Here is a 25,821-nt window from a genome sequence, read left to right on the forward strand (position 1 = left end):
CTCCAGGCCTGCGGCCTGTCGCGGGTATCGTTTTTTTCCCTTTCCCCCCTCCCCCTTTCCCCCCTCCCCAAACAAAAGAGCGGCCCAGGCCGCTCTTTTGTTTGGGGGCGCACCGTTGCCGCGAGTTTCGGGAGGGCGGAGCCATCCCGGAAATCGCGGCAACAGAACGACACGCCGCCGCGCTACTCCGCCTTGCCACTCCCCGAACTCCATCCCACCCCATGCCCCCGGCCGCGCGCAGCGCGAGACCGGGAAAAGGGATTCCAAAGGGTCGCGGACCCTTTGGCCGCCGGAGGCAATGCTTTTCAGCTTCCAATCCAACGCCGGGAAAAGCCCTTGACGAAGCAACCGAAAAATGGCTGATTCGGTCCGCGCGAGGACCATTTCGGACATTTTCTTCACAATTTTGTGGGGCAAACCGCATTGAAACCGCTTTTTTTGGTCCGTGATGTTGACAAAATTGTACTCCTTGGGGACAATCCCATGTGGTTTTATGACAATTTTAGCAAAATAGCGGTACGCGCTTTCGCACCGATTGCGGCTTTCCGAACAAAACAGCATGAATTTATTGAAAATAGGCGTATTGGCATCGAACTTGATTAGAGAAAAGCCTACCGCCGAAAACAGTAGGAACCAACAAACCCCTTTTGGAGGTCCAACAAATGAATGTCCCTGTCTTTGATTGCAAGAACGCCGACGACGTACTCAAAGCCGTCAATGACTACAACGTCAGCTTCATCCAGTACTGGTTTGTCGACATCCTCGGCACCTTGAAATCTTTCCAGATCACGCCGAAGGAACTGGAAGCCTCCTTTGAGGAAGGCATGGGCTTTGACGGTTCGTCCATCCTCGGCTTCTGCCGCATCGACGAATCCGACATGGTGGCCATGCCCGATCCCACCACCTTCCAGATCTGCTCCTGGCGTCCCAGCGAGCGGCCTGTTGCGCGCATGTTCTGCGACGTGGTCAGCCCTGACGGTACTCCGTTTGCAGCGGATTCCCGCTTTGTGTTGAAGAAGGTTTTGGCCAAGGCCGCGGAAAAAGGCTACACCTCCTACGTTGGTCCGGAGCTGGAGTTCTTCCTCTTCGGCGACGACCAGGACACCGAAATTCTGGACCGTGGCGGCTATTTCGACGCTCCGCCGCTGGACCTGGGCAACAACATCCGCCGCGAAATCATCTTTGCTCTCGAAGGCATGGGCATGCAGGTGGAGTACTCCCACCACGAAGTGGCTCCCTCCCAGCATGAGATCGACCTGCGCTATGCCGAAGCCCTGAAAATGGCCGACATCGCCATGACCTACCGCGTGGTGGTCAAGGAAACCGCCCGCAAGCACGGCTGCTACGCCACGTTCATGCCCAAGCCCATCTTCGGTGAGAACGGTTCCGGCATGCACGTTCACCAGTCATTGTTCAAAAACGGCAAAAACGTGTTTTACGAAGCCTCGGACGAGTATCATCTCTCCGAAGAAGGCAAGAGCTACATCGCGGGCATCCTGAAACACGCCCCCGAGTTTGTGGCCGTGACCAACCAGTGGGTCAACTCCTACAAGCGTTTGGTGCCCGGTTACGAGGCTCCCGTGTACATCGCCTGGGCCCGCCGCAACCGTTCGGCCCTGGTGCGCGTGCCCATGTACAAGCCCGGCAAGGAAATGGCCACCCGCATGGAATTGCGTTGCCCGGATCCGGCCGCCAACCCGTACCTGGCCTTTGCCGTGATGCTGGCCGCCGGTCTCAAGGGCATTGACGAGGGCTACAGCCTGGCCGCGCCCGTGGAAGAAGACATCTTCGTCATGAACGAGCGCCAGCTCAAGCGCAACAAGATCAAGGCGCTGCCCGGCTCCCTGTACGAAGCCGCCATCGCTCTGAAGAAGTCCAAGTTCATGAAGGAAGTGCTCGGCGACCACCTGCACAACGCCCTGGTCGAAAACAAACTGGCCGAGTGGGACGAATACCGTACCCAGGTCACGGAGTTTGAATTGGATAAATACCTGCCTATTCTGTAGGTTTTATATCCCCCAACCTCCAGCCATTCTCGTCATCAGACCCCCGCTCCGGCGGGGGTCGCTCTTTTGATGCGCAACACCCGCCCGGGCCGATTTGTTGCCGTTTTTCGATAAATCAAATATGTGGGAGCACACCTTGTATATCGGCGCGCACGCACTTGGTCCGTGCGCCATCCACAGCATGGAGGGAGCGGCATGTTCAGTGCGGAGGATCGGAAATTTCTGGAAGGCGACAGCTTCAAATCGGGCCGCAAATTTCGGTTCGGCGGCAAGGGCCAGGCTGAAACCCGGTTTGCATACATTCTTTCCCGTATTCAGGGAAAAAAGATCATCCATGTGGGCTTTGCCGACCACAGCGCGGGCATGATCAAGGCCAAGCTCAAGGAAGGCAAGTGGCTGCACCAGGCCATGCTGGACGTGGCTGACCGCTGCATGGGCATTGACATCAACAGCGCGGCCACGGAGTTCGCCCGCACCGAGCTGGGCATCGCGGATCTGCATTGCGCAGACCTGTTGGAGGACGAAATCCCGGGCCTGGAGGAGGAAAACTGGGATTACATGATCCTGGGGGAAATTCTGGAGCATGTGGATGATCCGGTCCACTTTCTAAGCCGCATCCGCGAACGCTATGCCCAACGGGTGAAGCGTATGATCATCACCGTACCCAATGCCCTGTACTACAAAAATTTCAAGCTGGGCTGGAAGGGCATTGAGGAAATCAACACGGATCACCGCTATTGGTTCACCCCCTATACCCTGGCCAAGGTCATGACCCGGGCCGGGCTGCATGTGGAAGACCTCTGCTGCACGCAGGACTTTTCCTTGCCGTTTTCGCCCGACATTTCCTGGTTCATTTTGAAACACAAGCCCGTGCTCCGTTCCAAGGTCGTGGCCTGCGGCCTGCTGGCCTGAGCCGAAGAAACCGGCCATGCGCGTCGCCTGGGTCAATTCCACACGCAAATGGGGCGGGGTCAAAACCTGGTCCCTGACCTTTGCCCGTTGCCTGCACAAGCGGGGACACGAACAATTCGTCTGGGCCAGGCCCGGCGTTTTTTTGGAGCGCTGCCAGGAGGAGCTGGGCCATGGGCAGGCCGTGTCCTTTGGTCCGGATTACAATCCATTGGCCATTGCCCGGTTTGCGGCCGCGTTTCGCGCCCGGGGCATCGACGTGCTCATCACCAACGTGGGCAAGGATTTGAACACCGCGGGCATTGCGGCACGGCTTTTGGGCATTCCCGTGGTGCAGCGCATCGGCCTACCCAAGGACATTGCGCTCAAGCCGCGCACCAGGCGTCTGCATGAATGGATCCGACCCGCGTTTCTCTGCCCGTGTCGATTCATTGCCGACGGTTTTCTGCGCGTTTTGCCGTATGTTCGGCCTGAAGACGTGCACGTGATCCTCAACGGCAAGATTCCCTCCCCGGCCTGTCCGCCGCCGCACACGCCCCGCCGCCTGGTCATGACGGCCCAGCTCATCGGCACCAAACGGCACGAAGTGGTGCTGGAGGCGCTCCGCAAAGTTCAAGCGCCGGGCATCCTGGAAATCGTAGGGACCGGGGACCGCGACGCCCAATTGCGTACCCTGGCCCGCACCCTGGGCGTGGAGGAACGCGTCCGCTTCAGTGGATTTCAAAACGACGTGGAATCGGTGCTGGCCCGTTCGGATATTTTTGTGCTGGCCTCGGTGAGCGAAGGATTGCCCAACACGCTTTTGGAGGCCATGGCCTGCGGGCTGTTGCCCGTGAGCCGGGACGTGGGCGGCGTGCGCGAGGTCTGGCCCAGGGAACTGGATCCCTACCTCCTCCCGGCCCAGGCAGGACCGGATGAATTCCAGGCCGTATTGGAAGCGGCGCTGACCCTGCCGGATCACGCTTTGCAGCAGGCCAAGGAGCAGGCCCGCACCGCGTGCGCCTCGGGTTTTCATCTGGAGCAACAGGCCGACATCCTGGAATCCTGGCTGGCCCGGCAAGCCGGATTGTAACAAAACGTCACCCGGCAGAAAGCCGCTGCATTGTTTCCAGCGCTGCTGCGTGTTGCCCTGACGCCTCCGGTCCATTTTCTTCCTCGCACTGTTGTTCGTCGGCAAACATTCCGTGTTTTCGAATTGCGGACGAAATCTTGGGGGTTGATTGTTGGAGCAAATCAGGCCATACACACGCCTCACGTTGCTTTGTATGACAAACACACCGTGTCCGACGAATGTGTTTACTTCTACTTGATCAACTTTCTTGTGAAGGCTATAAATTTTCTATGACGGTTACCAAATTTGACACCCCTGTGATCGGAAAACGACAAACCTTGCCCGAGGAACTGGCCGGCATCATAATGCGCCAGATCGAAGGCGGGGACTTCAAGCCCGGCGATGTGTTGCCCTCGGAACAGTCCCTGGCCAATACCTTCAACGTCAGCCGCACCGTGGTACGCGAAGCCCTGGCCCGCCTGAAATTCGAAGGCGTGATCGAGTCCAAGCGCGGCAGCGGACCCGTGGTGCGCGGCATTGACGCACGCAAGACCTTTACCCTGCCGTCGGCGTTTTCCTCCAAGAGCGAACGTGCGCAGATCATTGAGTTTCGTTTGATAATGGAAGGCGAAAGCGCGGCCCTGGCCGCGGCGCGACGTACCCAGGAGCAGGTAGACGTGCTCCGCGACTACCTGGAAAACATGCGTCTGGCCATTGAGAACAAAACCTCCGGGCTGGTGCCGGACTACCGGTTCCACTGCCTCATCGCCGAAGCCGCACACAACGAATATATTACCAGCTTTATTAAATTTCTTTCCTCAAAAATGCTTGGCGGCGTGCAGGAAGCCCGCTCCCTGTCCAACAAGGATCTCAAGCGCGCCAGCATGGTTCTGGAAGAGCACTCGGTGATTTACGACGCAATCCTGCGTCAATCCCCGGAAGACGCCCGCGCCGCCGTGTACGCCCACCTCATGAGCAGTGCCAAGCGCCAGGGCATTGAGCTGACCGGCCCGCTACGCTACTCCACCGACGACTGACCGCCCCGGCCATGGCCGACGGTTGCACTGATGGTGCTCCAACCCAATAGCCCGGATAAGGCAATCCACCGGACAGCCTTCAAGCCGGGCTGTTTGGCATGCCTGCCCACATCGCTCCGGCTTGCAAGCCGGTTCTGTACGACGCGTCATGTCTGCGCGCTTTTTTTGCCGGGATGCGTAGTGTGGAGGACGAACCATTGCCAAGATTCCAAAAGAGCAACAGCCCGGCAAAATAACCGGGCTGTTGTTGCATGAAGAGATCCGCTCTGTAGGTAGGGAAGCGCCGCGCTCCGGGAACAATTCACGAAACACGGCGCATGGAGGATAATACATCAAAATCAATGATGTGTCGTTACGTTGCAAATAGACAGGCAGATGCCCGCATGGACGATGCCCGGCAAAGGAAAGGGATTGTCTGAAGCGCCAATCCGCCCGGGAGCCGACACCTGGCCTTAGGGAGCGGCCGGAAGGAAATCAGCGATTTCCCATGCCTCCGCCGCCCATGCCACGGCCACCGCCGCCGCCCATACCGCGGCCACCGCCGCCGCCCATACCGCGACCACCGCCGCCGCCCATTCCGCGACCACCGCCGCCGCCCATGCCGCGGCCACCGCCGCCGCCCATGCCGCGGCCACCGCCGCCGCCCATGCCGCGACCGCAACCGCCCATGCCTTGACCGGACGGACCCGCAGGACCAGCGGTCATGCCTTGCGCGGGCGCGGCAGCCTGAGAGCCGCCCTTTTCAAACTGCTCCAGAGCCTGGCGCACCGTGCCTTCCGCGCAAAAGGCAATACGAACGTTGCCCTGCTGCAAAGCGGCTTCCGCCTTGGGACCGACACGACCCGTGAGCACGAGGCTTGCTCCGGATTCGGCCACTGCTTGGGCCGTTTGGATACCGGCGCCCTGCGCCTGGGAAGCATTGGCCGTATTTTCGAGCCAGCGGTGTTCGCGGCTTTCCGTATCAAACAAAATAAAACCGGCTGCCCGCCCAAAACGCGGGTCCACGGCGTGATCCAGGGTCGGTCCCTGGCTGCTGATTGCGATTATCATTCGCACCTCCTGTTTTGCAGGAAGCTATGCAGGGGCTGTGCCAAACAAAAACTAAAAGTATTTCAGTGTGGTGGGAAATAAAAAAAACGGAAAGGGCGAAAATTGCGCCCGAAGAACAAAAAAAACAGGAGAATGGTGCGTCTACGCACCAAGCATGGGCGCAAGATGCTCCCACACAAAAGCGGGCTGCATATCCCGCATGCAGCGGTGATGTCCCTGGGGGCAACGTTTCGGGCCGTGCAAACCGCAAGGGCGACACGAAAGCTCCGCCACCTCCAGGACATGGGCCGTGCGACCGCGCGGAAAGAATCCCAGCTCGCGAACCGTCGGCCCAAACAGCGCCAATGTGGGGACGCGCTGCATCCAGGCCAAATGCATTGGCCCGGAATCATTGGTCAGGTAGGCATCCAGGCGGCGGATGCACGCGGCAAGAACCGGCAAACTCACGGCTCCGGCCAGGTTGATCACGCGACCGGCCCCCTGCACCGCACCGCGCACAACGGTTTCGGCATCCGCTTCCTCGCCCGGACCGCCAAAAACCACCACCGTGGCTCCGGCTTCCACGGCCGTGGCCGCGACCTGGGCGAAATACTCCACGGGCCACTGCTTGGTGGGCCAGGTGGAACCGGGATGCACGCCCAAAAGAGGACCGGGCAGGGAGCCGAGCAGCTCCTCGGCTTCGATCTCGGCCGAGGGCGGGAGCACCATGTCCGGCCAGGGAAAATCACCTGACGCGGGTTCCAGATCCAAAGGGCGCAGCAAGCGCAACAGGCGTTCGATTTCGTCGAATTGATCAAAGGCGCGCTGCACGGTGTGCGTGTAGGCCATGCGGTTATACAGGGGCGCGGCATAGCCCACGCGCATGGGCGCGCCCGTGGCAAAGGCCGTGACCGCGCTGCGCAGGCTGGCGTGTGCCGAAACCCAAAGATCCAGCTCCCGGGCCGCCATGGTCCGGCCAAAGGCCCAGGCCGCACCCAACCCGCGCTGCGTGCCGCGCTTGTCAAAGCCCGTTACCGAGGTGATGCCGGGCTGGGCCGTAAACAACTCCTGCACTCCCGCACGCACCACAAAATGCAGCTCCGCTTCAGGAAACGCCTCGTGCAAGGCCTGCAGCAGCGGCAGAGTGAGCACGGCGTCGCCCAAAAACGCGGTCTGCCAGACGCCTATTCGTTGAATTTCTCGCATACCGCGCCATCCTTACCCGCTCCGGACCGGACTGACAACACTTGGGATGAACCATGTCCGCGACCACTTGAAATGCCGCGCCAACCCGACTACAAAACACGGACGGCCTTTTTTCGATGTTGGAAAAGCGGACGCCGAAAAAACGGCGCGCAACGTGACGTGACGGATCATTCGGGGACCAGCGCGCAAGGCAGGGTACCGGATTCGTGGCAGCAATGCCGCCGCAGGCACTTTTCAACGGAGTTTTATTCCAAAAGGCCGCACAGCCAGGAACTCCCAGCAGGGGATGGAGGAATCAAATGAAGTACATCATGTTTGAAGACTTTTCCGGCGACCCCGTACCCGTGATCTTCCCCAAACGTATCGACTTCCTGGAGCTGCGGGAGCAGATTCCCTATCCCACCGTACTTTCCGCCGGCTATGTGCAGCTGCGCGGCGAAACCTTCGCCTGCCACGGCGAGGCCCGGGGGCTTGGCGTGGAAGCCAATCCCAAGGATGGGGAAATCATCGGCCAGCGCTTCACCAATCCCGAAGATTAACCACTCCAGTGTCCCGGCATACCGGCCGGAGAAAAAAAAACGGCCTTCGGCACCCCGTGGGGGGACCACCGAAGGCCGGTCTCTCTCTTTGGGTCAGCCGCCCATGGGCGCGTGCCAGACATTCATGCTTTCAAGACCGCCGGAAATCTGGGTGTTGTTCGGCAGTGTTCCGGCAAACTCGTATCCGGCCCGGGCAAAGGTGATGTTCATGCCGTAGGATGCGGCGCGGGCAATGGTGAACAGCGTCTTGAGGTTCAGGGCGTCGTTGTTCTGCTCCAGATCGCCGTGCATGAACCCGAGCAGATGCGCGGCCAGTCCCTGCCCCCGGAAATCCGGCAGGGTGGCGAAGTCGGTCATTTCCGCACACCCGTTTTCCCCGTCAATTTCTGCGGAGCAGAGCGCGGCGAGGCGGCCGGATTGGAACGCCCCATAATACCGCACATGGCTCTCCATGGTCTCGCGCAGGTACGCTGGATCATGGATGGGAAAAGGATAGGAGTCGAACACGGCGCTGTAGAGAGCGGCCATATCCGGGGTGTGTTGCCGACCGAGCCGGTCCAGTTCCCATCCAGGGGGAAGCGGATTCCGCCCGGAGGTCTGGCTTGCCTTGGCTTTTGCCGTGCGGATCACATCCTTCAGGATTTCCGCATCCGCGGCAACCCGCCGCCAGTCCGCAAAATAGCGGCCCATGAACAAGCCGTCCTCATTGCCGTTGAAAAACCCCGGCACACAGGCCTCCACACGATACTCCGCAGCCTCGAAGTCCTGTTTGGCCGAGGCCGGAACCTTTGCGAAGATCTTGGTATAGCCGTTGTCCTCGGCCAGCCGGTCCAGCCGGCTGATGATGCGCGGGCAATCCTGCGGAGCCAGGTGCATGAGGTAGGCCCGCCCGTTGAGCGGGCCGTGTTGGACCAACGATTCACCCATGCGGGCGATGACATCAGGCTGCATCGTGATCCGTCCGCCGTTCCATACGCTCGTTTTCCGCCGGGGTCAGGCTCTGGGTGTCGTCCCAGTCCGAGAGCAGTTTTTCAATGCCCACGCATTTTTCCTCGGCGTCCTCTTCCTTGAGCTGGAGATTGCAGTCCGTGCAATTGCGGTCGCAATACTGCGGCTCGTAGGATTCCGGCTCGGCGTAGGTGGTGATCACGCCTTCATAGTTGCGCAAAATGGTCTTGTTCGTACCCCAGGAGAGCAGATAGTTGGGCATGACGGGAATTTTTCCGCCGCCGCCGGGCGCGTCCACAACATACGTGGGAACCGCGAATCCGCTGGTATGCCCGCGCAGGCTTTCCATGATCTCCATGCCCTTGGCAATGGGCGTGCGGAAGTGCGTCAGCCCCTCGGAGAGGTCGCACTGATAGATGTAGTAGGGTCGCACGCGGTTTTTGACTAATTTGTGGTTCAACGTCTTGATCAGCCTGGGGCAATCGTTGACCCCGGCCAGCAGCACGCTCTGGTTGCCCAGGGGGATGCCCGCGTCCGCCAGACGGCTCAGGGCCGTGCGGCTGGAAGCGGTCAGTTCCCGGGGATGGTTGAAATGCGTGTTCAACCACAGCGGATGGTGCTGCTTGAGCATGTGGACCAGATCGTCGGTGACGCGATAGGGCAGCACCACGGGCATGCGTGTACCGATGCGCACCACTTCGATGTGCTCGATGCGGCTCAACTCGCCGAGAATCCAGTCCAGACGCTCGTCCGAGAGCATGAAGGGATCCCCGCCCGAGAGCAGGACGTCACGCACCTGGGGCGTGTTGCGGATGTATTCGATGCCTTGCTGCAAGGTCTTTTTGGACGGAACCGAATCCACGTCCCCCACTTTGCGCTTGCGGGTGCAGTGGCGGCAATACATGGAGCAAAGATTGCTGACGTGGAAGAGTACCCGATCCGGGTACCGGTGGGTGATGCCCGGAGCCGGGCTGTCCTCATCCTCGTGCAGGGGATCGGTCATGTCGAACCGGCCGATTTCCAGCTCCTTGGGGGAGGGGAACGCCTGGCGGAACACCGGGTCGTTGGCGTAGTCGTCGGGATCGATGAGCGAGAGGTAGTACGGGGTCACGGACATGGGGAATTTATCCACCGTGCGGGAGAAGGCGCGGCGTTCCAGGTCCGGGAAGCGCACGCCGAGCAGCTTTTCAAAGCTGCTGATGTCGCGCACGGAATGGCGCACATGCCATTTCCAATCCATCCAGCTGGATCGCCAGTCGTCCTTGTCCACCCTGCGGGCCACCTGCCTCTGTTGCGCATTGATACCCTGCATGCATTACTCCTTGTTGGGGTGCGAGCCATGCCGAAACAGGCCAAGTATAGAAAAGGAAGGCGGCATGGCCGTTCGCCCGGACGCGGCGCAGGATTCGCGGGCCGGATCTGCTCCGGCTCGTTGAAGTGCTGCGTGTTTCCCGGTGAAAAGCCAATGGAGGCGCTGACGGGCGAGGGGAATTTCCCGATCGGGAAATCAATGCCCGGCGCAGTCCACGGCTGCGAACTGATACGCGAAGAGTACGGGGAGCGGACGCAGGCCACAAGGGGGGACGCCGGGCAGCTATCGGGTATATCATGCCCCCGAAAGGGGCAAAAACAGAGAATCAGCCGGTTTCAATGCCGTAGAGCCGCAGTTTTCGATACAACGAACTGCGTTCCATGCCCACGGCCTTGGCCAATTGGGAAATGTTGCCCTCATATTCGCGAAGCTTGGCCTCCAGCAACCGGGCCTCGAACTCGGCCTTGGCCTGCTTGAGGTCCACGGGTCCGGCGGGCACCTCCGAGGCTTCGGCCTCGGCATTGCGGCACCCGGCGCAAACAGCGCGGATGTCCGCTTCCCCGCGGATTTCCGGGGGCAGTTCGCCCAGGCCCACGTCCCGCCCGGAATACATAATCAGCATGCGTTCCACGAAATTCTTCAGTTCACGGACATTGCCGGGCCAGGAGTGCCGGGCCAGCGCGTCCATGGCATGCCGGTCAAAGGTCAGGGGCTTGAAGGCGTGTTCGCGGGTGATGGTATCCAGAAAATCGCGGATGAGCAGGGGGATGTCGTCGGCGCGGTCGCGCAGGGGCGGCACCTCCAGAGGAAAGACCTTGAGTCGGTAATAGAGATCCTCGCGGAAGTTGCCTTCCTGAATTTCAGTCATCAGGTCTTTGTTGGTGGCCGCAATGACGCGCACGTCCACGCGGATGGTCTTGCGACCGCCCACGCGCTCAAAGCGCTGCTCCTGGAGGATGCGCAGGATCTTGGCCTGGGTCTTGAGGCTCATGTCCCCGATCTCGTCCAGGAACAGGGTGCCTTTGTCCGCCAGCTCAAACTTTCCGGCCTGGGCGGTTTCCGCGCCGGTAAACGCGCCTTTTTCATGGCCGAACAGTTCGGATTCAATGAGTTCTTCGGGAATGGCCGCGCAGTTCACGGCCACCAGGGGCTTTTCGGCCCGAGCACTGCCGCCGTGGATGGAGCGGGCCACGATTTCCTTGCCTGTGCCGTTTTCCCCGGTGATGAGCACCCAGGCGTTGGTGGGGGCCACCTGCTCAATGGCGCGCCGCAGATCCTGAATGGCCCGGCTTTCCCCTGTGAGCCGCACAGGATGCTGCTCGCCGATGCGGGCCTTGAGCGCGCGGTTTTCTTCGGCCAGCCGCGCCAGCTCCAGGGCATTGCGGGAGATGGTCACCACTTTGTCCAGGGAGAGCGGTTTTTCTATGAAGTCGAACGCGCCGTTCTTCAAGGCCGTGACCGCGGTTTCAATGGTGCCGTGTCCCGAAATCATGATCACGGGCAGGTCGGGCTGATCGGCGCGCACCTGCTCTAGAGTCTCCAGGCCGTCGCGACCCGGCAGCCAGATGTCCAGAAACAGACAGTCCGCGCCCTGTTCGGCCAGGATGTCCAGGCCCGCTTCCGCGCTGCCCGCCTCCAGCACCTCGTGGCCTTCGTCTTCCAGAATGCCGCGAAGGGAAAAACGGATATCCTCTTCGTCGTCGATGATCAGGATGGTTCCGGACATGGCGCTGCTCCCGCTGCTTGGTGTGACCCGTGGTGCGTGAGGATACGTAAAACCCGGTCCCAGCTCAACCGGATCTTGCAGAATGCTTCGGCATGGCCGTTCCGCAAGAGCGGGATTATTTGAGGCGGTCCGCCTTGAGCTGACCGCAGGCGGCTTTGATGTCCGCGCCCATGGAGCGCCGGATCGTGGCGGTCATGCCGCGATCCCAAAGGTACTTTTCAAACCGCTCCACCTGTTGCCGGTCCGGAGAGCGATAGGGCGCATCATCCGTGGCGTTGTAGGCGATCAGGTTGACCTTGCAGCGCCGGTTTTGCAGCAGGTCCGCCAGTTGGCGGGCGTGCTCCAGAGAATCGTTGACCCCGCCGAGCAGCAGGTATTCAAAGGTGATGCGCTCCCGCGGCCGCATGGGAAAGCGGTCCAGGCAGGCCATGAGTTCATCCAGGGGGACGCGGGCGGCCTTGGGCATGATCCGGGCGCGCAGTTCCTGGGTGGGCGCATGCAGGGAGATGGCGGGCAGGGCCAGCTCGGAGCGGCCGAGAATGTCGAGCTGCTTGGGCAATCCCACGGTGGAGACCGTGGCCCGCCGCCAGGAAATGTTCAGGCCGATGTCGCTGTTCATGGTCCGCAGCACATCCAGCAGCGTGTCCAGGTTGTTCAATGGCTCGCCCATGCCCATGAACACGAGATTGCGCAGCTCGGGCAGACCTTGGTCCACCAAAAAACGGCGGCCCACCAGAATCTGGCCCAGAATTTCGCCGTGGGTCATGTTGCGCTCAAAGCCCATCTGCCCGGTATTGCAAAAGGTGCAGGCCATGGCGCAGCCCACCTGGGTGGACAGGCATTGGGTATAGCGGCCCTGCACGCTGGGGATGAGCACGGTTTCCACTAGGCAGTCATCATGCAGCCGAAGCAGAAACTTGACCGTGCCGTCCTTGGAGCGGTGGGTTTCGGCCACTTCGGGCCAATGCACACACGCCAGCTCGGGCAGGCCAGCGCGAAGCTCCTTGGAAAGGTTGGTCATGTCCTCAAAGCGGCGGGCGTCCTTTTGCCACATCCAGCGCCAGAGCTGATCCGCGCGGAAACGCGGCAATCCCAGGGTTTGCACCACAAAGGCTTCCAGCCCGTCATAGGTAAGGTCGAGAAGATTGATCGGCGGCATAGCCCGCACATTGGTGCGGGGGGGCGCGGGTGTCAAGTGGGGAATCGCGGAACAGGTCGCGGTTTTTGTTCCTTGGCGAACCGCGCAATTCCGCGTATTGGCAACCACCGGAAAAACAAGCTATTATAAACACAGCTTCCGGGCAGCCGCGGACCGGACCCGCGCGGCGGCCGCGGCCTGGATGTTATCATGGTTGGAATCAAGCGGGATTTGTAGCATACACGGTGAGGAAACCATTTCGACCCCGTTTCGGACGGTCTCGCACCCCAACCAAGGAGGACGCCATGACAGCCGATCTGCTGGACTGGACCAATGCCGGGCTGGCGGACATGGACGACGCCCAGTATCGGGCCAGGGCCACGGAACTGGCCCAACGCCTGCGCGACGAAGTGCACACGGGCAAGCTGCCCTTTTTGCGCATGGATTATCTGAGCGCCCTGCTGCCGGAATTGGGGCGGCTGGAGCCGTGGTTGCGCGGGTTCGACCATATGCTGCTGCTGGGCATCGGCGGCTCCGCCCTGGGTGCGCGCGCCCTGCAAAAGGCCTTTGCCCCGGGCCAGGACCGGCCCGGCCACCAGGGACCATGGCTCTGGATCGCGGACAACGTGGACCCCGCGGACCTGGAATCCTATCTGGCCTGGCTGCCGGCGGAAAAAACCGTGGTGGTCACGGTTTCCAAGTCCGGCGGCACCATTGAAACCGTGGGCCAATATTTCATCCTGCGCGAGTGGTTGCGCGATCGGCTCGGCAAAGCCTGGAAGGACCACGCCCTGCTGGTCACAGACGCCACACGGGGCTTTTTGCGCGAGGAGGCCGCCAACCAGGGCATCCGCGCCTTGCCCGTACCCGACAACCTGGGCGGACGCTATTCCGTGCTTTCCGCCGTGGGACTGGTTCCGGCCCTGTTCCTGGGCATGGACTGCCGCGCCCTGACCGAAGGCGCCCGGGAGGTGGCCGCGCCGCTGGCGGACATGGACCTGCACGGCGAAGCCCTGGCCGCGCATCCCGCCTTTGAACTGGCGGTCTGGGCCAATGCCTTGATGTACGCGGGATTTGATGAAATGATTTTTTTCACCTACATTCCGCCCATGGCGTGGTTCGGCGACTGGTTCGCCCAACTCTGGGCCGAGAGCCTGGGCAAACGGGGCAAGGGCAGTCAGCCCATTCCCGCAGTGGGCGTCACGGACCAGCACTCCGTGAACCAAATGTTCCTGGACGGTCCGCGCAACAAGGCCTGCCTTTTTTTGACCAGCCCGGCCCAGCCGCGCGGTCCCCGGTTCCCCAACGAACTGCCGGACGCGTTCGGCTATGTACGCGGCAAGGATTTCGGCGAACTGATCCATGCCGAAGGCCTGGGAACGCGCATGGCCCTGAGCGCCAGCGGCGTGCCCCTGGTGGAACTGCGCCTTTCACGGCCTGATCAGCGCGCGGCCGGAAAGCTCATCGCCCTGCTGGGCGCGGCCACCCTGCTCACCGGCTGGCTCATGGACATCAATCCCGTGGACCAGCCCGCTGTGGAGCTGGGCAAGCGTCTGGCCAAGGCCCGCCTGGGAGCCGACGGCCTGGAAAAGGAAAAGGCCGAACTGGACGCCTTCCTGGGCGCACAACGAAACGAGCAGGAGTTCTAGGGAATTGACCCCCGCATCCGAAAGCCGGTCCATGCCGCTGCAATTCGTCAAGGTGCTCTCCTGGAGCATCCTGTTCCTGATCCTGGTCTTCAACCTGGGGTTCTCCTTTTTCGTCTCCAATTACGCAGAGAGCACCCTGCTGGAAAAACAAAAGGAATTCAGTCTGCTCCTGGCAGAAAACCTCAGCCACCAGATCTACACCCGCTTCACCCTGCCCACACTGGTAGGCTATGGGCGCATCCGGCTGCGGAACGAGGAGCAGGCCACGCGCCTGGACCAGACCGTGCGCACCACCATCCACAGCTTCCGCGTGGAAGAAGTACGCATCTATTCCCTGGACCAGACCATCTCCTACTCCACCACCAAGGACATCGTGGGGACCAAGGGCGAGGGCAACGAATACCTGGACGTGGCCCTCCAGGACCAGGTCTACAGCTTTGATCTGCACAGCCGCATTTCCCGGCTGGGCGCGCTGCTGCACTTCAACATGCCGCCCGGCACCATGAAACTGCGCACCTACTACCCCCTGCGCTCGGAGGAAAACCTCAGCGGCGGTCCCACCGGCCACCTCATGGGCGTGCTGGAATTCACCCAGGACATCACCCATGAATACGTCAAGGTGGTCAATTTTGAACGGCTGGTGGTGGCCTCGGCCCTGCTGACCTCCCTGCTGCTGTTCTATGTGATCATGACCGTGCTGCGCCGCACCGAGCGGCTCAACGCCATCCGTATGGAAGAAAAGGAACGCCTGGAACGCGAGCTGATGCAGCAGGAAAAGCTGGCGGGCATGGGCCGCATGGTGGCGGGCGTGGCCCACGAAATCCGCAACCCTCTGGGCATCATCCGCTCCACCAGCGAACATTTGATCAAAAAGGCCAAAAAGGAAGGCAATTCCCAAAGCCGACTGCTGGAAGCCATTCACGAGGAATCCGAACGCCTCTCCAAGGTGGTCACGGATTTTCTGGACTATGCCCGGCCCAAGCAGCCGCACATGCGCGAAGTGGATCTGGGCCGCGTGGTGGAACAGGTCAGCGTGTTCTTGGAGCACGAATGCTCGGCCAAGGGCGTGGTCATTCAAAGCGACCTCCAGCCGGGCCTTACCGTACACGGCGACAAGGACCAGCTCTACCGCGCCTTCTACAACATCGTGTCCAACTCCATCCAGGCGCTGGACGGCGCGGGCAACATCACCATCAGCGGCGCCCACGAGCTGGACGTGGTGCACCTCATTTTCATGGATGACGGCCCGGGCTTTGCATCCGAGCATATCGACAAGCTCAAGGATCCCTTCTTCACCACCAAGGAGACCGGAACCGGCCTGGGACTGGCCATTGTGGGCAGCATCCTGGAAGGACACGGCGCGCAATGGACCCTGTCCTGCGGCCTTGACGGCGGCGCGCGCGTGGACGTGATCTTCCCGGCAGGGGAGACCCGGTCCGACTAAGGCCCGGGCAGGCCCGGCGCTGGAGCTGCGCCGCCACACCCAACGCAAAACATCCGCAACCATCGGCAATCCGCAAGAGGACCGACATGAGCACCAATATTCTGCTGCTGGACGACGAAAAAAACTATCTCCTGGTGCTGCAAAGCGTGCTTGAGGACGAGGGCTATTCCGTGACCGGCCTTTCCAATCCGGAAATGGGCCTGGCCTACCTGGAGGATTCCGAGGTGGACGTCATTGTCACGGACATGAAGATGCCGGGCATGACAGGCCAGGACGTGCTGGAGCACGTCAAAAAAAGCTACCCGCACATTCCGGTGCTGATCATGACCGCGTTCGGCTCCATCGAGTCCGCGGTGGAGGCCATGCGCATCGGCGCGTTCGACTACATCACCAAGCCCTTCAACAACGAAGAGCTGCTCCTCTCCCTGGACAAGGCCGCGCGCTTCGCCCGTACCCAGCAGGAAAACCGCCTGCTGCGCCAGCAAATTCAGGAACGCTTCGGCGCGGACAACATCATCGGCCGGGGCAAGGCCATGCAGAGCGTGCTGGAAATGGTCCACCGGGCCGGGCCAAGCAAGTCCACGGTGCTCATCTCCGGGGAGTCCGGCACGGGCAAGGAACTGGTGGCCCGCGCCATCCACAACGCCTCCCCCCGCAAGGACGCCTCCTTCATCTCCGTGAACTGCGCGGCCCTGAACCCCGGCGTGCTGGAAAGCGAACTGTTCGGCCACGAAAAAGGCTCCTTCACCGGCGCCACGGCCATGCGCAAAGGCCGGTTCGAGAGCGCCAACCACGGCACCCTGTTCCTGGACGAAATCGGGGAAATCTCCATGGACACCCAGGTCAAGCTGCTGCGCGTGCTCCAGGAACGCACCTTTGAGCGCGTGGGCGGGGCCGATCCCATCGAGGTGGACATCCGCGTGGTGGCGGCCACCAACAAAAACCTGTTGGACGAGGTGCAAAAGGGCAATTTCCGCGAGGATCTCTATTACCGGCTCAACGTGGTCAGCATTGAAATGCCGCCCCTGCGCGAGCGGCGTGAGGACATTCCCCTGCTGGCCGCCTTTTTCCTGGAAAAATACGCCAAGGAAAACACCAAGCCCATCAAAGGATTTTCCACCGCGGCCATGGATTATATCTCCGCCTATGAATGGCCGGGGAACGTGCGCCAGCTGGAAAACGTGATTGAGCGCTGCGTGGTGCTGGCCTCGGGCGAGGTCATTGACGCGGAGGAACTGCCCTCGGAGCTGCGGGACGAGGAAACCCAGCTCAAAAGCGCGGTGGACCTGCTGCCCACCAAGCTCAATCTGGCCCAGACCATGGAACGCATCGAAGCGGCCCTGGTGCGGCGCGCCCTGGTGCGTAGCGATTTCGTGCAGGTCAAGGCCGCTGAACTGTTGGAAATTTCCAAGAGCCTGCTCCAGTACAAGATGAAAAAGTATAAGCTCACCACCAAATAGGACCGGTCCCGGCTTCCCAGGGACCGTTGCGTGCTGCATGACCAGCAGGGTATCCGAATACATTGACGCGCTTCTGGCCGCTCCCGGCCTGGGCGGGCAGGTGGCGCACCACCGCGTGCTGCAAGGCGGGGCGGCCCGGTATGCGGATCCGGCACGGCCGCTGCCCAAGGCGCTGCGTGCGGTGCTGGCGGCCCGGGGCATTGAACGGCTTTACTCCCATCAGGCCGAGGCGTTGAACCTGGCCCGGTCCGGGCGCGACGTGGTGGTGGCCACGCCCACGGCCAGCGGCAAAACATTGACCTATAATCTGCCCGTGTTGGAACAATGCCTGGCCGATCCCGGCTCCCGCGCGTTGTATCTTTTTCCGCTCAAGGCGCTGGCCAGGGATCAGCTCAAAGGATTCCAAGAGCTAACAGCCCTGTTGCCGCCGCAGGCCTTGCGGACTTCCGGGGGGCTGCCGCCTGCCGCTGCCATCTACGACGGGGACACCACGCCCCATTTCCGACGCAAAATCCGAGACAATCCGCCCAATGTGCTGCTGACCAACCCGGATATGCTGCATCTTTCCCTTTTGCCCAACCATGAAAAATGGGCCGAGGTTTTCGCCAACCTGACCCATGTGGTGGTGGACGAGGTCCACACCTACCGGGGCGTGATGGGTTCGCACATGGCCATGGTCTTTCGCCGGCTGCTGCGTATCTGCCGGGCCTGGGGCGCGAATCCGGTCTTTCTTTTCTGCTCGGCCACGGTGGGCAATCCGGCCCAGCTCTGCCAGCGGCTTACAGGCCGCGACGTGACCGACGTGACCCGTACGGGCGCGGGAACCAGCTCCCGGCACATGGTCTTTCTCAATCCACTGGAAGGCGAGGCCCGGGCCGTAATCCAACTGCTGCGGTCCGCCCTGGCCCGCAACCTGCGCACCATCGTGTATGCCCGCTCCCGCAAGCTCACGGAACTGCTCTCCCTTTGGGTGCAGGAACAGTCCGGCTCATACCGGGAACGCATTTCCGCCTACCGTGCCGGTTTTCTGCCCGAGGAACGGCGCGGCATTGAACAGCGCATGGCCTCGGGCGAACTGCTGGCCGTGATCTCCACCTCGGCCCTGGAACTGGGCATTGACATCGGTGGTCTGGATCTCTGCATCCTGGCCGGATATCCGGGATCGGTCATGGCCACGCTGCAACGCGGCGGCCGTGTGGGACGGGCAGGGCAGGAGTCCGCCGTGGTGCTTGTGGCCGGGGAGGACGCCCTGGACCAGCACTTCATGCGTCATCCCGACGACTTTTTTTCCCGCCCGCCCGAAGACGCGGTGCTCAATCCCTTTAACCCGGCCATTTTGGACCGCCATCTGGAATGCGCGGCCGCGGAAATGGAATTGCGCCCGGGCGAGCCGTTCCTACAGGAACAGCCCATGCAGCAGGCCGTACACTCCATGCTGGCCCTGGGCCGTCTGTTCGAGGTGGTGCGCGAACGCTCCGGCGGGGACGGCTCGCCGGAGACCATTGTCACGGGCATCGTGGGTCGGCGCAAACGCCCCCACCGCAACGTGGATCTGCGCGGAGCCGGGCGGTCCATGCACATCCAGGATCGGGACACGAATAAGGAAATCGGCACCGTGGACCAACATCGGGCCTGCAAGGAGACCCACCCCGGAGCCGTGTACCTGCACCGGGGCGCTCCCTGGCTTGTGGACGATCTGGACCTGGACGCGGGCGTGGTCACCGCGCATCGCCAAAGCGTGGGCTGGTACACGCGGGTTCGCGGTTCCAAGACCACGGAAATTCTGGAAGTGGAGCAGGAGACCGTGATTTGCGGCACCCGGGTGCATCTGGGCCGTTTGCGGGTCACCGAAGAAATCACCGGCTATGAAAAACGCAGCGTGCGCGGGGGCCGAATGCTCGGGCTGGTGCCTCTGGACCTGCCGCCAATGGTCTTTGAAACCGAAGGCATTTGGTTTTTGATTCCGGACGAGCTGCGTCGCGACTGCGAAGATGAATATTTGCATTTTATGGGCGGTATTCATGCCCTGGAACACGCGGCCATCGGCATCCTGCCCCTGCTCGTGCTCACGGACCGCAATGACCTGGGCGGCATTTCCACGCCCATGCATCCCCAGGTGGGCGGCTCGGCCGTGTTCATTTACGACGGCCTGCCCGGAGGAGCCGGACTGTCGCGCCAGGCCTTTGCCAAGGCCGAGGAGCTGCTGCGCTCCACGCATCAGACCATTGCGGGCTGTGAATGCGAATTGGGCTGCCCCAGTTGCGTGCATTCCCCCAAATGCGGTTCGGGCAACCGCCCCATGGACAAGGCCGCGGCCCTGTTCCTCAGCGCCCGGCTGCTGGACCGTCCCGCGCCACCGCCCGCCCCGCGTATTGCCGCGCAACCCAAGGAGGAAACCATGCCTGTCGTTGATCCGAAACGCTTTGGCGTACTGGATATTGAGACCCGCCGTTCGGCCCAGGAAGTGGGCGGCTGGAACCGGGCCAAGCTCATGGGCGTTTCCATTGCCGTACTGTATGATTCTGCGGAGGACCGTTTTTTTGACTACGAGGAGCACCAGATAGGCGAGCTGGTGCAGCATCTGCAAACCCTGGATCTGACCATCGGATTCAATATCCTCAAATTCGACTACTCCGTGCTTACCGGATTGAGCGACTTTCCGTTCCACACACTGCCCACCCTGGACCTGCTGGTGCATGTGCACAACCGCCTGGGATACCGGGTCAAACTGGACAATCTGGCCCAGGCCACGCTGAGCGCGGCCAAGAGCGCGGACGGATTACAGGCGCTGCAATGGTGGAAGGAAGGAAGACTTGATCTGATTACGGAATATTGCCGTCAGGATGTGGCCGTGACCCGCGACCTGTACCTGCATGGGCGGGAACACCGGCATGTGTTTTTTACGAACAAGGCCAAGCAAACCGTGCGCCTGCCTGTGGAGTGGTAGCGGCCAACGCGCCCGGCGTTTTAAATGACCGAAAAGAGCATCCTACTCCTCATCCAGGGGCGGCAATTCCCCGCCGCCGCATTGGGCCACGCAGTTGCGGCCCATATCCTTGGCCACGTACAGGGCATGGTCCCCGGCCCGGAGCATGGTCTCCAGATCCGGCAATTCCTCGGGATCCGAGGTGCAACTGCCGATGCTCACGGTATACTGAATCATGCGTCCCCCGGGCGTGGCAAGACGCCTCCCCTCCACCGCGACCCGAAGCCGCTCCGCAATGTTCCGGGCAGTCATCGCGTCCGCATGGGGCAAAAAGACCACAAATTCCTCCCCGCCGTAGCGGCCGAACAAATCCGAGCGGCGCAACTGCTGCCCCACCACCTGGCTGAAGTCCACCAGCACCTGATCGCCCATGCTGTGGCCGAAGGTGTCGTTGATTTTTTTGAAATGATCCAAATCCATCATCAGCAGGGAGCTGGCGCGGCCCTCCCGATGGACAAGATCCAGAAGACGTTGTGTTTGTTCCAAAAAGGCGTTGCGGTTCCATAAACCGGTCAGTCCGTCCCGCGTGGCGGCGCGTTGCAGTTCAGCGTCGTCCTGCTCCTTGCAGAGCAATAAAAATCCCACGCTGCCCAAAAGCATGAGCAGATACGTGGGCAAAAACGATACCGACGCGGTCATGGCAGGTGTAAACAGCGCAAAATGGAACTCCGACATGGCCGCGGCAAGGGAGCGATACAGCAATCCCAGGGAGGAGAGCAGATACAGCACGCCCATGGTGCGGCGAAGCGGCGTATAGTGGTCGGGTCGCAACAGGCTCAGGGCCGGAACAAAATACAGCAGCGCGGCGAAACAAGCCCCCATGATCACGCGCAGATTCCTGTCCTGCCCTTCCAGCAATATGAAAAGCACGGACCCCAGAGCCACGGCCGCCAGGAATTTGGCCAGCAACTTCCTGCCGTGCGGTCGCCACAGGCTGGTGACCGCATGCGCTTCCAAAGCGAAACCGAGAAAAATCAGCGGATTGGCTATTGTCGAGGTAACCAGGTCCGGCAGGGTGCCACGCCCGGCAAGCAGCAGCCAGGCCACGGCCTGAAACAACTTGCCCGCAACAAAGGTGGCGTGGGCAAGGTAGGTGGTTCGCTGCCGCCCGTACACCCAGACCAGCAGCACAGAGAGGAGATTGCCCAGAAACAGGGCGAGAATGATGGTGAACGTATCGATTCGCAGGGGCATTATTTTTCCTCCAGGGGCACAGGGGGACCAGATACCCTACCCATCTTGCATGGCCAGGGCAAGGCCGGTGCAAAACAAGACCGGAGATTCATTGACACGAAACGGCCCGCAACCCCCGCAGAACGGGAGGCGGGAGCGGCTTGCACAAATCTTTGCCAAATCGCGTCGGCGTGGTTATCTTGGGCTTCGGAGGACGACATATGAAACTGGACATCGTAACATATCCCGATGAGGTGCTCTCCACCGACTGCGAGCGCGTGGAAGAGATCACCCCGGAGCTTCGTCAGCTGATCGACGATATGGTGGAAACCATGTATGAGGGCGACGGCGTTGGGCTGGCCGCCCCCCAAGTGGGCAAGGACATCCGGCTCATCACCGTGGACCGCACCGGACCAAAAAAGCGTAAGGAACTGCACGTCATCATCAATCCGGAAATCGTGGCCCGCGAAGGCGAGGTGGATTCCCCGGAAGCCTGCCTGAGCTGCCCCGGATTTCAGGTCACGCTGAAGCGCAGTGAAAAAGTACGCGTCACAGGCATGGACCAGGACGGCAACGACGTGTGCATTGACGCGGACGACCTGCTGGCCATCATTCTCCAGCACGAAATCGACCACCTCGACGGAAAAACCATCGTGGACCGGGCCGGTCGCCTGAAGCGGTCCATGTACCAGAAGAAAGTGAAGAAATGGAAGAAGTAACCTCACATGCACCGCTCCGCGTGGTCTTTATGGGTACGCCGGACTTCGCGGCGGCGATCCTGGATGCCCTGGCAAACTGGGAAGGCTGCGATGTGGCCGGGGTTTACACCCAGCCGGACCGGCCCTGCGGACGCGGACGCAAGTGCCGCCCCAGCGCCGTAAAAATCAAGGCATTGGAACTCGGGCTGCCCGTGTACCAGCCGGAACATTTCCGCACGCCCGAATCCCTGGCCGAACTGGCCTCCCTGCGGCCCGACGTGCTTGTGGTGGCGGCCTACGGCCTGATTCTACCCCAAGCCGTGCTGGACGTTCCCCGGCTCATGCCCATCAACGTGCATGCCTCGCTGCTTCCGCAATACCGGGGAGCCGCGCCCATCCAGCGCGCCATCCAGAACGGGGACGAAATAACCGGCACCACCATCATGCGCATGGAAGCCGGGCTGGATTCCGGTCCCATCCTGCTGCAACGCGCCCTGCGCATCGGCTACGAACAGCACGCCGGGGACATCCACGACGAACTGGCCGTACAGGGCGGAACATTGATCGTGGAAGCCCTGGAACGGCTGCAACACGGTGCCCTGGCGAGCATTCCCCAGGATCATGACCGGGCCACCCACGCGGAAAAACTCCGCAAGGAAGAAGGCGAGGTGGACTGGAACCGGCCCGCGGAAACCATCCACAGCCATATCCGCGCCATGCACCCCTGGCCCGGTGCCTACTGGCATTGGACCGGCCGCGGCGACCCCTTGCGCCTGAACGTGCTCCCGGGCCGCCCGGGCCGGGAACTCGAGCCGAACGAGGCCGAGCCGGGAGCCATTCTGGGCGAGGAAGAAGGGCTGCTGGCCATTGCCTGCGCGGATAGAGTCTACCTGACCCCCGGAGTCAAACCCCAAGGCAAACGGGAAATGGACGCCACCGCCTTTTGTTGCGGATACATGAACATTTGCGCGTAGCTCAGGCATTGCCGAGCCGCCGCGCCAGACCCGGCACGGCCCTGCGCCGCCGGAAACAAAATACGAGCCCACGAGCATGGCCACACCCAAAAAACGACTTTTCATCGGCCTGATCGCCGGTTCCTGCGTCCTGCTGGGATTGGCTCTCGTGGTGCTCTGGGTAGTGCCTTACGTGGGTCTGGACAATATCCATCCCTGGTTGAAATGGATCTGGGGCGCGGTTCTGGGCGCGGTTATGCTGCTCATCGGCTGGGCCGCCCTGGGGCTGGTGGTCAACGTCTGGACCGGCCGCCCCATGCCCGGCACAGGCCGGCTGCGCGGCATCACGGTCAAGCTCTTTCTGCCGCTCATGGTCCTGCTGGGCAAGGCCGTGGGCATCAGCAAGGAGCGGGTGCGCTCCTCGTTCATCAACGTGAACAATGAAATGGTGCTCTCGGGAACCGGACGCTATCGGCCGGACCAGATTCTGCTGCTCATGCCCCATTGCCTGCAAAACAGCCGTTGCGACATGCGCCTGACCTACGACATCAACAATTGCAAACGCTGCGGCAAATGCCCGCTCAAAGGGCTGCTCGAACTGCACGACAAATACGGCGTGCATCTGGCCATTGCCACGGGCGGCACCGTGGCCCGGCGCATTGTGGTGCAAAAACGGCCCCGCATGATCATTGCCGTGGCCTGCGAACGCGACCTTTCCAGCGGTATTCAGGACACCTACCCCCTGCCCGTGTATGGCGTGCTCAACGAACGCCCCAACGGTCCCTGCCTGGACACCACCGTGTCCCTGTTCCGTGTGGAGCAGGCCATCCTGCGTTTTTTGGATCCGGCCTACCTTCCCGGCGCTGCTTCCGCTGACGGCAAAGGACGCGGCCAGGCCATTTCCACGGCCGGAAGCGCCCGGTCCTGAGCCTCCCGCCCGGAGTATTGTTCCGGGAATCATCTTTTTTCCAAGGACATTCCATGCCCGGTAAACCGACCAGAAAACCCCGTTCCACTGCCCAAAACCCCTCCAAGCCCACCCCGCTGCCCCCGGCCCGTGCCGTGGCGCTGGACGCACTGGACCGTTGCCTGCCTGCCGAGGCTTCCCGGTCCCGCGAGGCAGGACAAGGCATGGACGCGCAAGCCGCCCTGGACCGCGCCCTGCGTCAGGCGGAAAACAACGGGCTTTCCGCCCGGGATGCGGCCCTGGCCACGGAAATTTTTTACGGCGTGCTGCGCTGCAAAACCCGGTTGGAATATATCTTGGGCCGCTTTCTGGACCGGCCCGATGGTCTGCCCGAACGCGCCGTCACCGCCATGACCGTGGCCGCCTATGAACTGCTGCACCTGGATCGCGTTCCGGCCCGGGCCTCGGTGAACTGGGGCGTGGACGCGGTGCGCGCCGTGGGCGGCAAGCCCCTGGGCGGACTGGCCAATGCAGTGTTGCGTAAGGTGGCGGCCCTGGCGGAACACCCCTTTGAACCGGGATTTTTCGGCCCGGAAGGGCACCCCGAAACCCTGGCGCGGCAATTCGCCTGTCCGCTTTGGATTGTGGAACTCTGGTTGGAGGAATACGGCCCGAAAACAGCGCAGCAATTGTTGGAGGCTCAAATCCAGTCCCCGGCCGCCGGGTTCGCGGTGGTGCATCAGCGGCCAGATGCCCGGGACGTGGCCGCGCAATTGGCGGATCAACCCGGTTGCCTGGCCGCGCAAGGGCTGGGTGTGGCCTTTGCGCCGGGGTCGCATCCCGAACTGCCCGTGGACGGCGCCGTGGTGCGCCAAAGTTTTGCAGGCCGCAAAGCCTTGCTTGCCCTCAGCCCGGCGGACTGGCCCGAACCCGTATGGGATGCTTGTGCCGGACGGGGCGGCAAAACCCGCATTCTGGCGGAGCTGGGCAAATCCGTGCAGGCCTCGGACATCCATAGGGGACGCATTCGCGCTTTGCGTACCGAACTGCCCGACATTCCGGCCCTGGTGGCCTCGGCCCTGGACCGGCCACCCTTTGACGAAACTCCGGCCACCATCCTGCTGGACGCGCCTTGCTCGGGCCTTGGCACCCTGGCCCGTCGGCCCGACATCAAATGGAAACGGCGGGAAGAGGATGTGGACACGTTAGTGGAGTTGCAGGCCAATCTGTTGGTCAATGCCTGGAAACGGTTGCCGCGCGGCGGGGTGCTGGCCTACCTGACCTGCACCCTGAATCCGGATGAGAACGAACGGCAGGTGGCCGCGTTTTTGGCCGACCATGACCGGGCATCGCTGGAAACAGAGTGGACTACGGCACCGGACGCGCCCTGGGGGGAATTTTTCTATGCCGCGTTGCTGCGCAAGAGCGATGCGAAATAAATCCTTTGAAGCATAATTCGTCAGCGTGGCGCAGCGCTGATGCATTTCCCGGGATCAACCAGACAACTCGGGGACAACCCGGACCAGAGCAACTGCAAATCCTCGCGTATGCCTACTACGCGAGGATTTGCAGTTTTCGCGGCAACGCCGCAGATGGCCGCTTCCCGTCTTTCCCTGCGGTCAACGATGAAAACGACTGCACCACAGGCTG

The 25,821-nt window shown here is 61.8% G+C and carries 20 protein-coding genes; 13 read left to right on the forward strand and 7 right to left on the reverse strand.

Annotated features, from left to right (window positions below; translation table 11 throughout):
* Positions 1-662: 662 nt before the first annotated feature.
* From B5D49_RS13465 to B5D49_RS13480, 4 genes are all read left to right on the forward strand, one after another.
* Positions 663-2,006 (forward strand): glutamine synthetase family protein, encoded by a 1,344-nt coding sequence (locus B5D49_RS13465; protein WP_078718240.1) that lies wholly within the window; start codon positions 663-665, stop codon positions 2,004-2,006.
* Positions 2,007-2,201: 195 nt separating this feature from the next.
* Positions 2,202-2,918 carry a class I SAM-dependent methyltransferase gene (locus B5D49_RS13470; protein WP_078718241.1) on the forward strand — a complete coding sequence of 239 codons (717 nt, stop codon included), beginning with the start codon at positions 2,202-2,204 and terminating at the stop codon, positions 2,916-2,918.
* Positions 2,919-2,934: 16 nt separating this feature from the next.
* Positions 2,935-3,987 carry a glycosyltransferase gene (locus B5D49_RS13475; RefSeq protein WP_078718242.1) on the forward strand — a complete coding sequence of 351 codons (1,053 nt, stop codon included), beginning with the start codon at positions 2,935-2,937 and terminating at the stop codon, positions 3,985-3,987.
* Positions 3,988-4,256: 269 nt separating this feature from the next.
* Entirely contained in the window at positions 4,257-5,003 is a 747-nt protein-coding gene (locus tag B5D49_RS13480; protein WP_159447244.1) for a FadR/GntR family transcriptional regulator, read from the forward strand.
* A gap of 474 nt (positions 5,004-5,477) precedes the next feature.
* Here the strand turns inward: B5D49_RS13480 and B5D49_RS15120 are convergent, their stop codons facing one another.
* Both B5D49_RS15120 and B5D49_RS13490 read right to left on the reverse strand, forming a co-directional pair.
* Positions 5,478-6,053, reverse strand: coding sequence for a NifB/NifX family molybdenum-iron cluster-binding protein (locus B5D49_RS15120; RefSeq protein WP_078718244.1), 576 nt, complete (start codon positions 6,051-6,053; stop codon positions 5,478-5,480).
* 141 nt (positions 6,054-6,194) lie between these two features.
* On the reverse strand, positions 6,195-7,238 hold the full coding sequence (locus B5D49_RS13490; protein WP_144019505.1) for a glycosyltransferase family 9 protein: 1,044 nt from the start codon (positions 7,236-7,238) through the stop codon (positions 6,195-6,197).
* A 299-nt stretch (positions 7,239-7,537) separates the two neighbouring features.
* On the opposite strand from B5D49_RS13490, the gene B5D49_RS13495 reads away from it, so the two are divergent.
* Positions 7,538-7,777, forward strand: a complete 240-nt coding sequence (locus B5D49_RS13495; protein WP_078718245.1) for a hypothetical protein — start codon at positions 7,538-7,540, stop codon at positions 7,775-7,777.
* Positions 7,778-7,870: 93 nt separating this feature from the next.
* On the opposite strand, the gene ablB is transcribed toward B5D49_RS13495, so the two are convergent.
* The 4 genes from ablB to rlmN all read right to left on the reverse strand — a co-directional run bounded on the left by ablB (position 7,871) and on the right by rlmN (position 12,922).
* A complete protein-coding gene (ablB, locus tag B5D49_RS13500) occupies positions 7,871-8,728 on the reverse strand; it encodes a putative beta-lysine N-acetyltransferase (RefSeq protein ID WP_078718246.1) in 858 nt (285 codons plus the stop codon).
* A complete protein-coding gene (gene kamA / locus B5D49_RS13505) occupies positions 8,718-10,037 on the reverse strand; it encodes a lysine 2,3-aminomutase (protein WP_078718247.1) in 1,320 nt (439 codons plus the stop codon). The genes ablB and kamA overlap by 11 nt, the downstream gene beginning before the upstream one ends.
* A gap of 325 nt (positions 10,038-10,362) precedes the next feature.
* On the reverse strand, positions 10,363-11,763 hold the full coding sequence (locus B5D49_RS13510) for a sigma-54-dependent transcriptional regulator (RefSeq protein WP_078718248.1): 1,401 nt from the start codon (positions 11,761-11,763) through the stop codon (positions 10,363-10,365).
* A gap of 115 nt (positions 11,764-11,878) precedes the next feature.
* Positions 11,879-12,922, reverse strand: a complete 1,044-nt coding sequence (rlmN, locus tag B5D49_RS13515) for a dual-specificity RNA methyltransferase RlmN (protein WP_078718258.1) — start codon at positions 12,920-12,922, stop codon at positions 11,879-11,881.
* A gap of 284 nt (positions 12,923-13,206) precedes the next feature.
* Between rlmN and B5D49_RS13520 the strand changes: the two genes are divergently transcribed.
* The 4 genes from B5D49_RS13520 to B5D49_RS13535 all read left to right on the forward strand — a co-directional run bounded on the left by B5D49_RS13520 (position 13,207) and on the right by B5D49_RS13535 (position 20,401).
* On the forward strand, positions 13,207-14,550 hold the full coding sequence (locus tag B5D49_RS13520; RefSeq protein ID WP_078718249.1) for a glucose-6-phosphate isomerase: 1,344 nt from the start codon (positions 13,207-13,209) through the stop codon (positions 14,548-14,550).
* Positions 14,551-14,554: 4 nt separating this feature from the next.
* Entirely contained in the window at positions 14,555-15,994 is a 1,440-nt protein-coding gene (locus B5D49_RS13525; RefSeq protein ID WP_327083024.1) for an ATP-binding protein, read from the forward strand.
* An 86-nt stretch (positions 15,995-16,080) separates the two neighbouring features.
* Complete coding sequence (locus B5D49_RS13530) at positions 16,081-17,454, forward strand: sigma-54-dependent transcriptional regulator (RefSeq protein WP_078718250.1); 1,374 nt, start codon at positions 16,081-16,083, stop codon at positions 17,452-17,454.
* A 37-nt stretch (positions 17,455-17,491) separates the two neighbouring features.
* Positions 17,492-20,401: a DEAD/DEAH box helicase gene (locus B5D49_RS13535; protein ID WP_078718251.1), complete on the forward strand. Its 2,910-nt coding sequence runs from the start codon at positions 17,492-17,494 to the stop codon at positions 20,399-20,401.
* A gap of 42 nt (positions 20,402-20,443) precedes the next feature.
* Here the strand turns inward: B5D49_RS13535 and B5D49_RS13540 are convergent, their stop codons facing one another.
* The gene (locus B5D49_RS13540) at positions 20,444-21,634 is read right to left on the reverse strand and encodes a GGDEF domain-containing protein (RefSeq protein ID WP_078718252.1); all 1,191 of its coding nucleotides are present in this window, start codon (positions 21,632-21,634) and stop codon (positions 20,444-20,446) included.
* Between the two features lie 200 nt (positions 21,635-21,834).
* Here B5D49_RS13540 and def point away from each other — a divergent pair, with 200 nt between their 5' ends.
* The 4 genes from def (at position 21,835) to B5D49_RS13560 (ending at position 25,610) form a co-directional block, all read left to right on the forward strand.
* Positions 21,835-22,332 carry a peptide deformylase gene (def, locus tag B5D49_RS13545; RefSeq protein WP_078718253.1) on the forward strand — a complete coding sequence of 166 codons (498 nt, stop codon included), beginning with the start codon at positions 21,835-21,837 and terminating at the stop codon, positions 22,330-22,332.
* Positions 22,320-23,285, forward strand: coding sequence for a methionyl-tRNA formyltransferase (gene fmt / locus B5D49_RS13550; protein WP_078718254.1), 966 nt, complete (start codon positions 22,320-22,322; stop codon positions 23,283-23,285). The genes def and fmt overlap by 13 nt, the downstream gene beginning before the upstream one ends.
* A gap of 76 nt (positions 23,286-23,361) precedes the next feature.
* Positions 23,362-24,192 carry a DUF116 domain-containing protein gene (locus tag B5D49_RS13555; protein ID WP_078718255.1) on the forward strand — a complete coding sequence of 277 codons (831 nt, stop codon included), beginning with the start codon at positions 23,362-23,364 and terminating at the stop codon, positions 24,190-24,192.
* 53 nt (positions 24,193-24,245) lie between these two features.
* Entirely contained in the window at positions 24,246-25,610 is a 1,365-nt protein-coding gene (locus tag B5D49_RS13560) for a transcription antitermination factor NusB (protein WP_078718256.1), read from the forward strand.
* The last annotated feature ends 211 nt before the right edge of the window (positions 25,611-25,821 follow it).

The organism is Paucidesulfovibrio gracilis DSM 16080 (assembly GCF_900167125.1).
Lineage (GTDB): Bacteria > Desulfobacterota > Desulfovibrionia > Desulfovibrionales > Desulfovibrionaceae > Paucidesulfovibrio > Paucidesulfovibrio gracilis.

Excerpts from the sequence above, each read along its gene's own strand:
- B5D49_RS13465 (WP_078718240.1), top strand. The coding sequence starts at position 663 with ATGAATGTCCCTGTCTTTGATTGCAAGAACGCCGACGACGTACTCAAA.
- B5D49_RS13470 (WP_078718241.1), top strand. The coding sequence starts at position 2,202 with ATGTTCAGTGCGGAGGATCGGAAATTTCTGGAAGGCGACAGCTTCAAA.
- B5D49_RS13475 (WP_078718242.1), top strand. The coding sequence starts at position 2,935 with ATGCGCGTCGCCTGGGTCAATTCCACACGCAAATGGGGCGGGGTCAAA.
- B5D49_RS13480 (WP_159447244.1), top strand. The coding sequence starts at position 4,257 with ATGACGGTTACCAAATTTGACACCCCTGTGATCGGAAAACGACAAACC.
- B5D49_RS15120 (WP_078718244.1), bottom strand. The coding sequence starts at position 6,053 with ATGATAATCGCAATCAGCAGCCAGGGACCGACCCTGGATCACGCCGTG.
- B5D49_RS13490 (WP_144019505.1), bottom strand. The coding sequence starts at position 7,238 with ATGCGAGAAATTCAACGAATAGGCGTCTGGCAGACCGCGTTTTTGGGC.
- B5D49_RS13495 (WP_078718245.1), top strand. The coding sequence starts at position 7,538 with ATGAAGTACATCATGTTTGAAGACTTTTCCGGCGACCCCGTACCCGTG.
- ablB (WP_078718246.1), bottom strand. The coding sequence starts at position 8,728 with ATGCAGCCTGATGTCATCGCCCGCATGGGTGAATCGTTGGTCCAACAC.
- kamA (WP_078718247.1), bottom strand. The coding sequence starts at position 10,037 with ATGCAGGGTATCAATGCGCAACAGAGGCAGGTGGCCCGCAGGGTGGAC.
- B5D49_RS13510 (WP_078718248.1), bottom strand. The coding sequence starts at position 11,763 with ATGTCCGGAACCATCCTGATCATCGACGACGAAGAGGATATCCGTTTT.
- rlmN (WP_078718258.1), bottom strand. The coding sequence starts at position 12,922 with ATGCCGCCGATCAATCTTCTCGACCTTACCTATGACGGGCTGGAAGCC.
- B5D49_RS13520 (WP_078718249.1), top strand. The coding sequence starts at position 13,207 with ATGACAGCCGATCTGCTGGACTGGACCAATGCCGGGCTGGCGGACATG.
- B5D49_RS13530 (WP_078718250.1), top strand. The coding sequence starts at position 16,081 with ATGAGCACCAATATTCTGCTGCTGGACGACGAAAAAAACTATCTCCTG.
- B5D49_RS13535 (WP_078718251.1), top strand. The coding sequence starts at position 17,492 with ATGACCAGCAGGGTATCCGAATACATTGACGCGCTTCTGGCCGCTCCC.
- B5D49_RS13540 (WP_078718252.1), bottom strand. The coding sequence starts at position 21,634 with ATGCCCCTGCGAATCGATACGTTCACCATCATTCTCGCCCTGTTTCTG.
- def (WP_078718253.1), top strand. The coding sequence starts at position 21,835 with ATGAAACTGGACATCGTAACATATCCCGATGAGGTGCTCTCCACCGAC.
- fmt (WP_078718254.1), top strand. The coding sequence starts at position 22,320 with ATGGAAGAAGTAACCTCACATGCACCGCTCCGCGTGGTCTTTATGGGT.
- B5D49_RS13555 (WP_078718255.1), top strand. The coding sequence starts at position 23,362 with ATGGCCACACCCAAAAAACGACTTTTCATCGGCCTGATCGCCGGTTCC.
- B5D49_RS13560 (WP_078718256.1), top strand. The coding sequence starts at position 24,246 with ATGCCCGGTAAACCGACCAGAAAACCCCGTTCCACTGCCCAAAACCCC.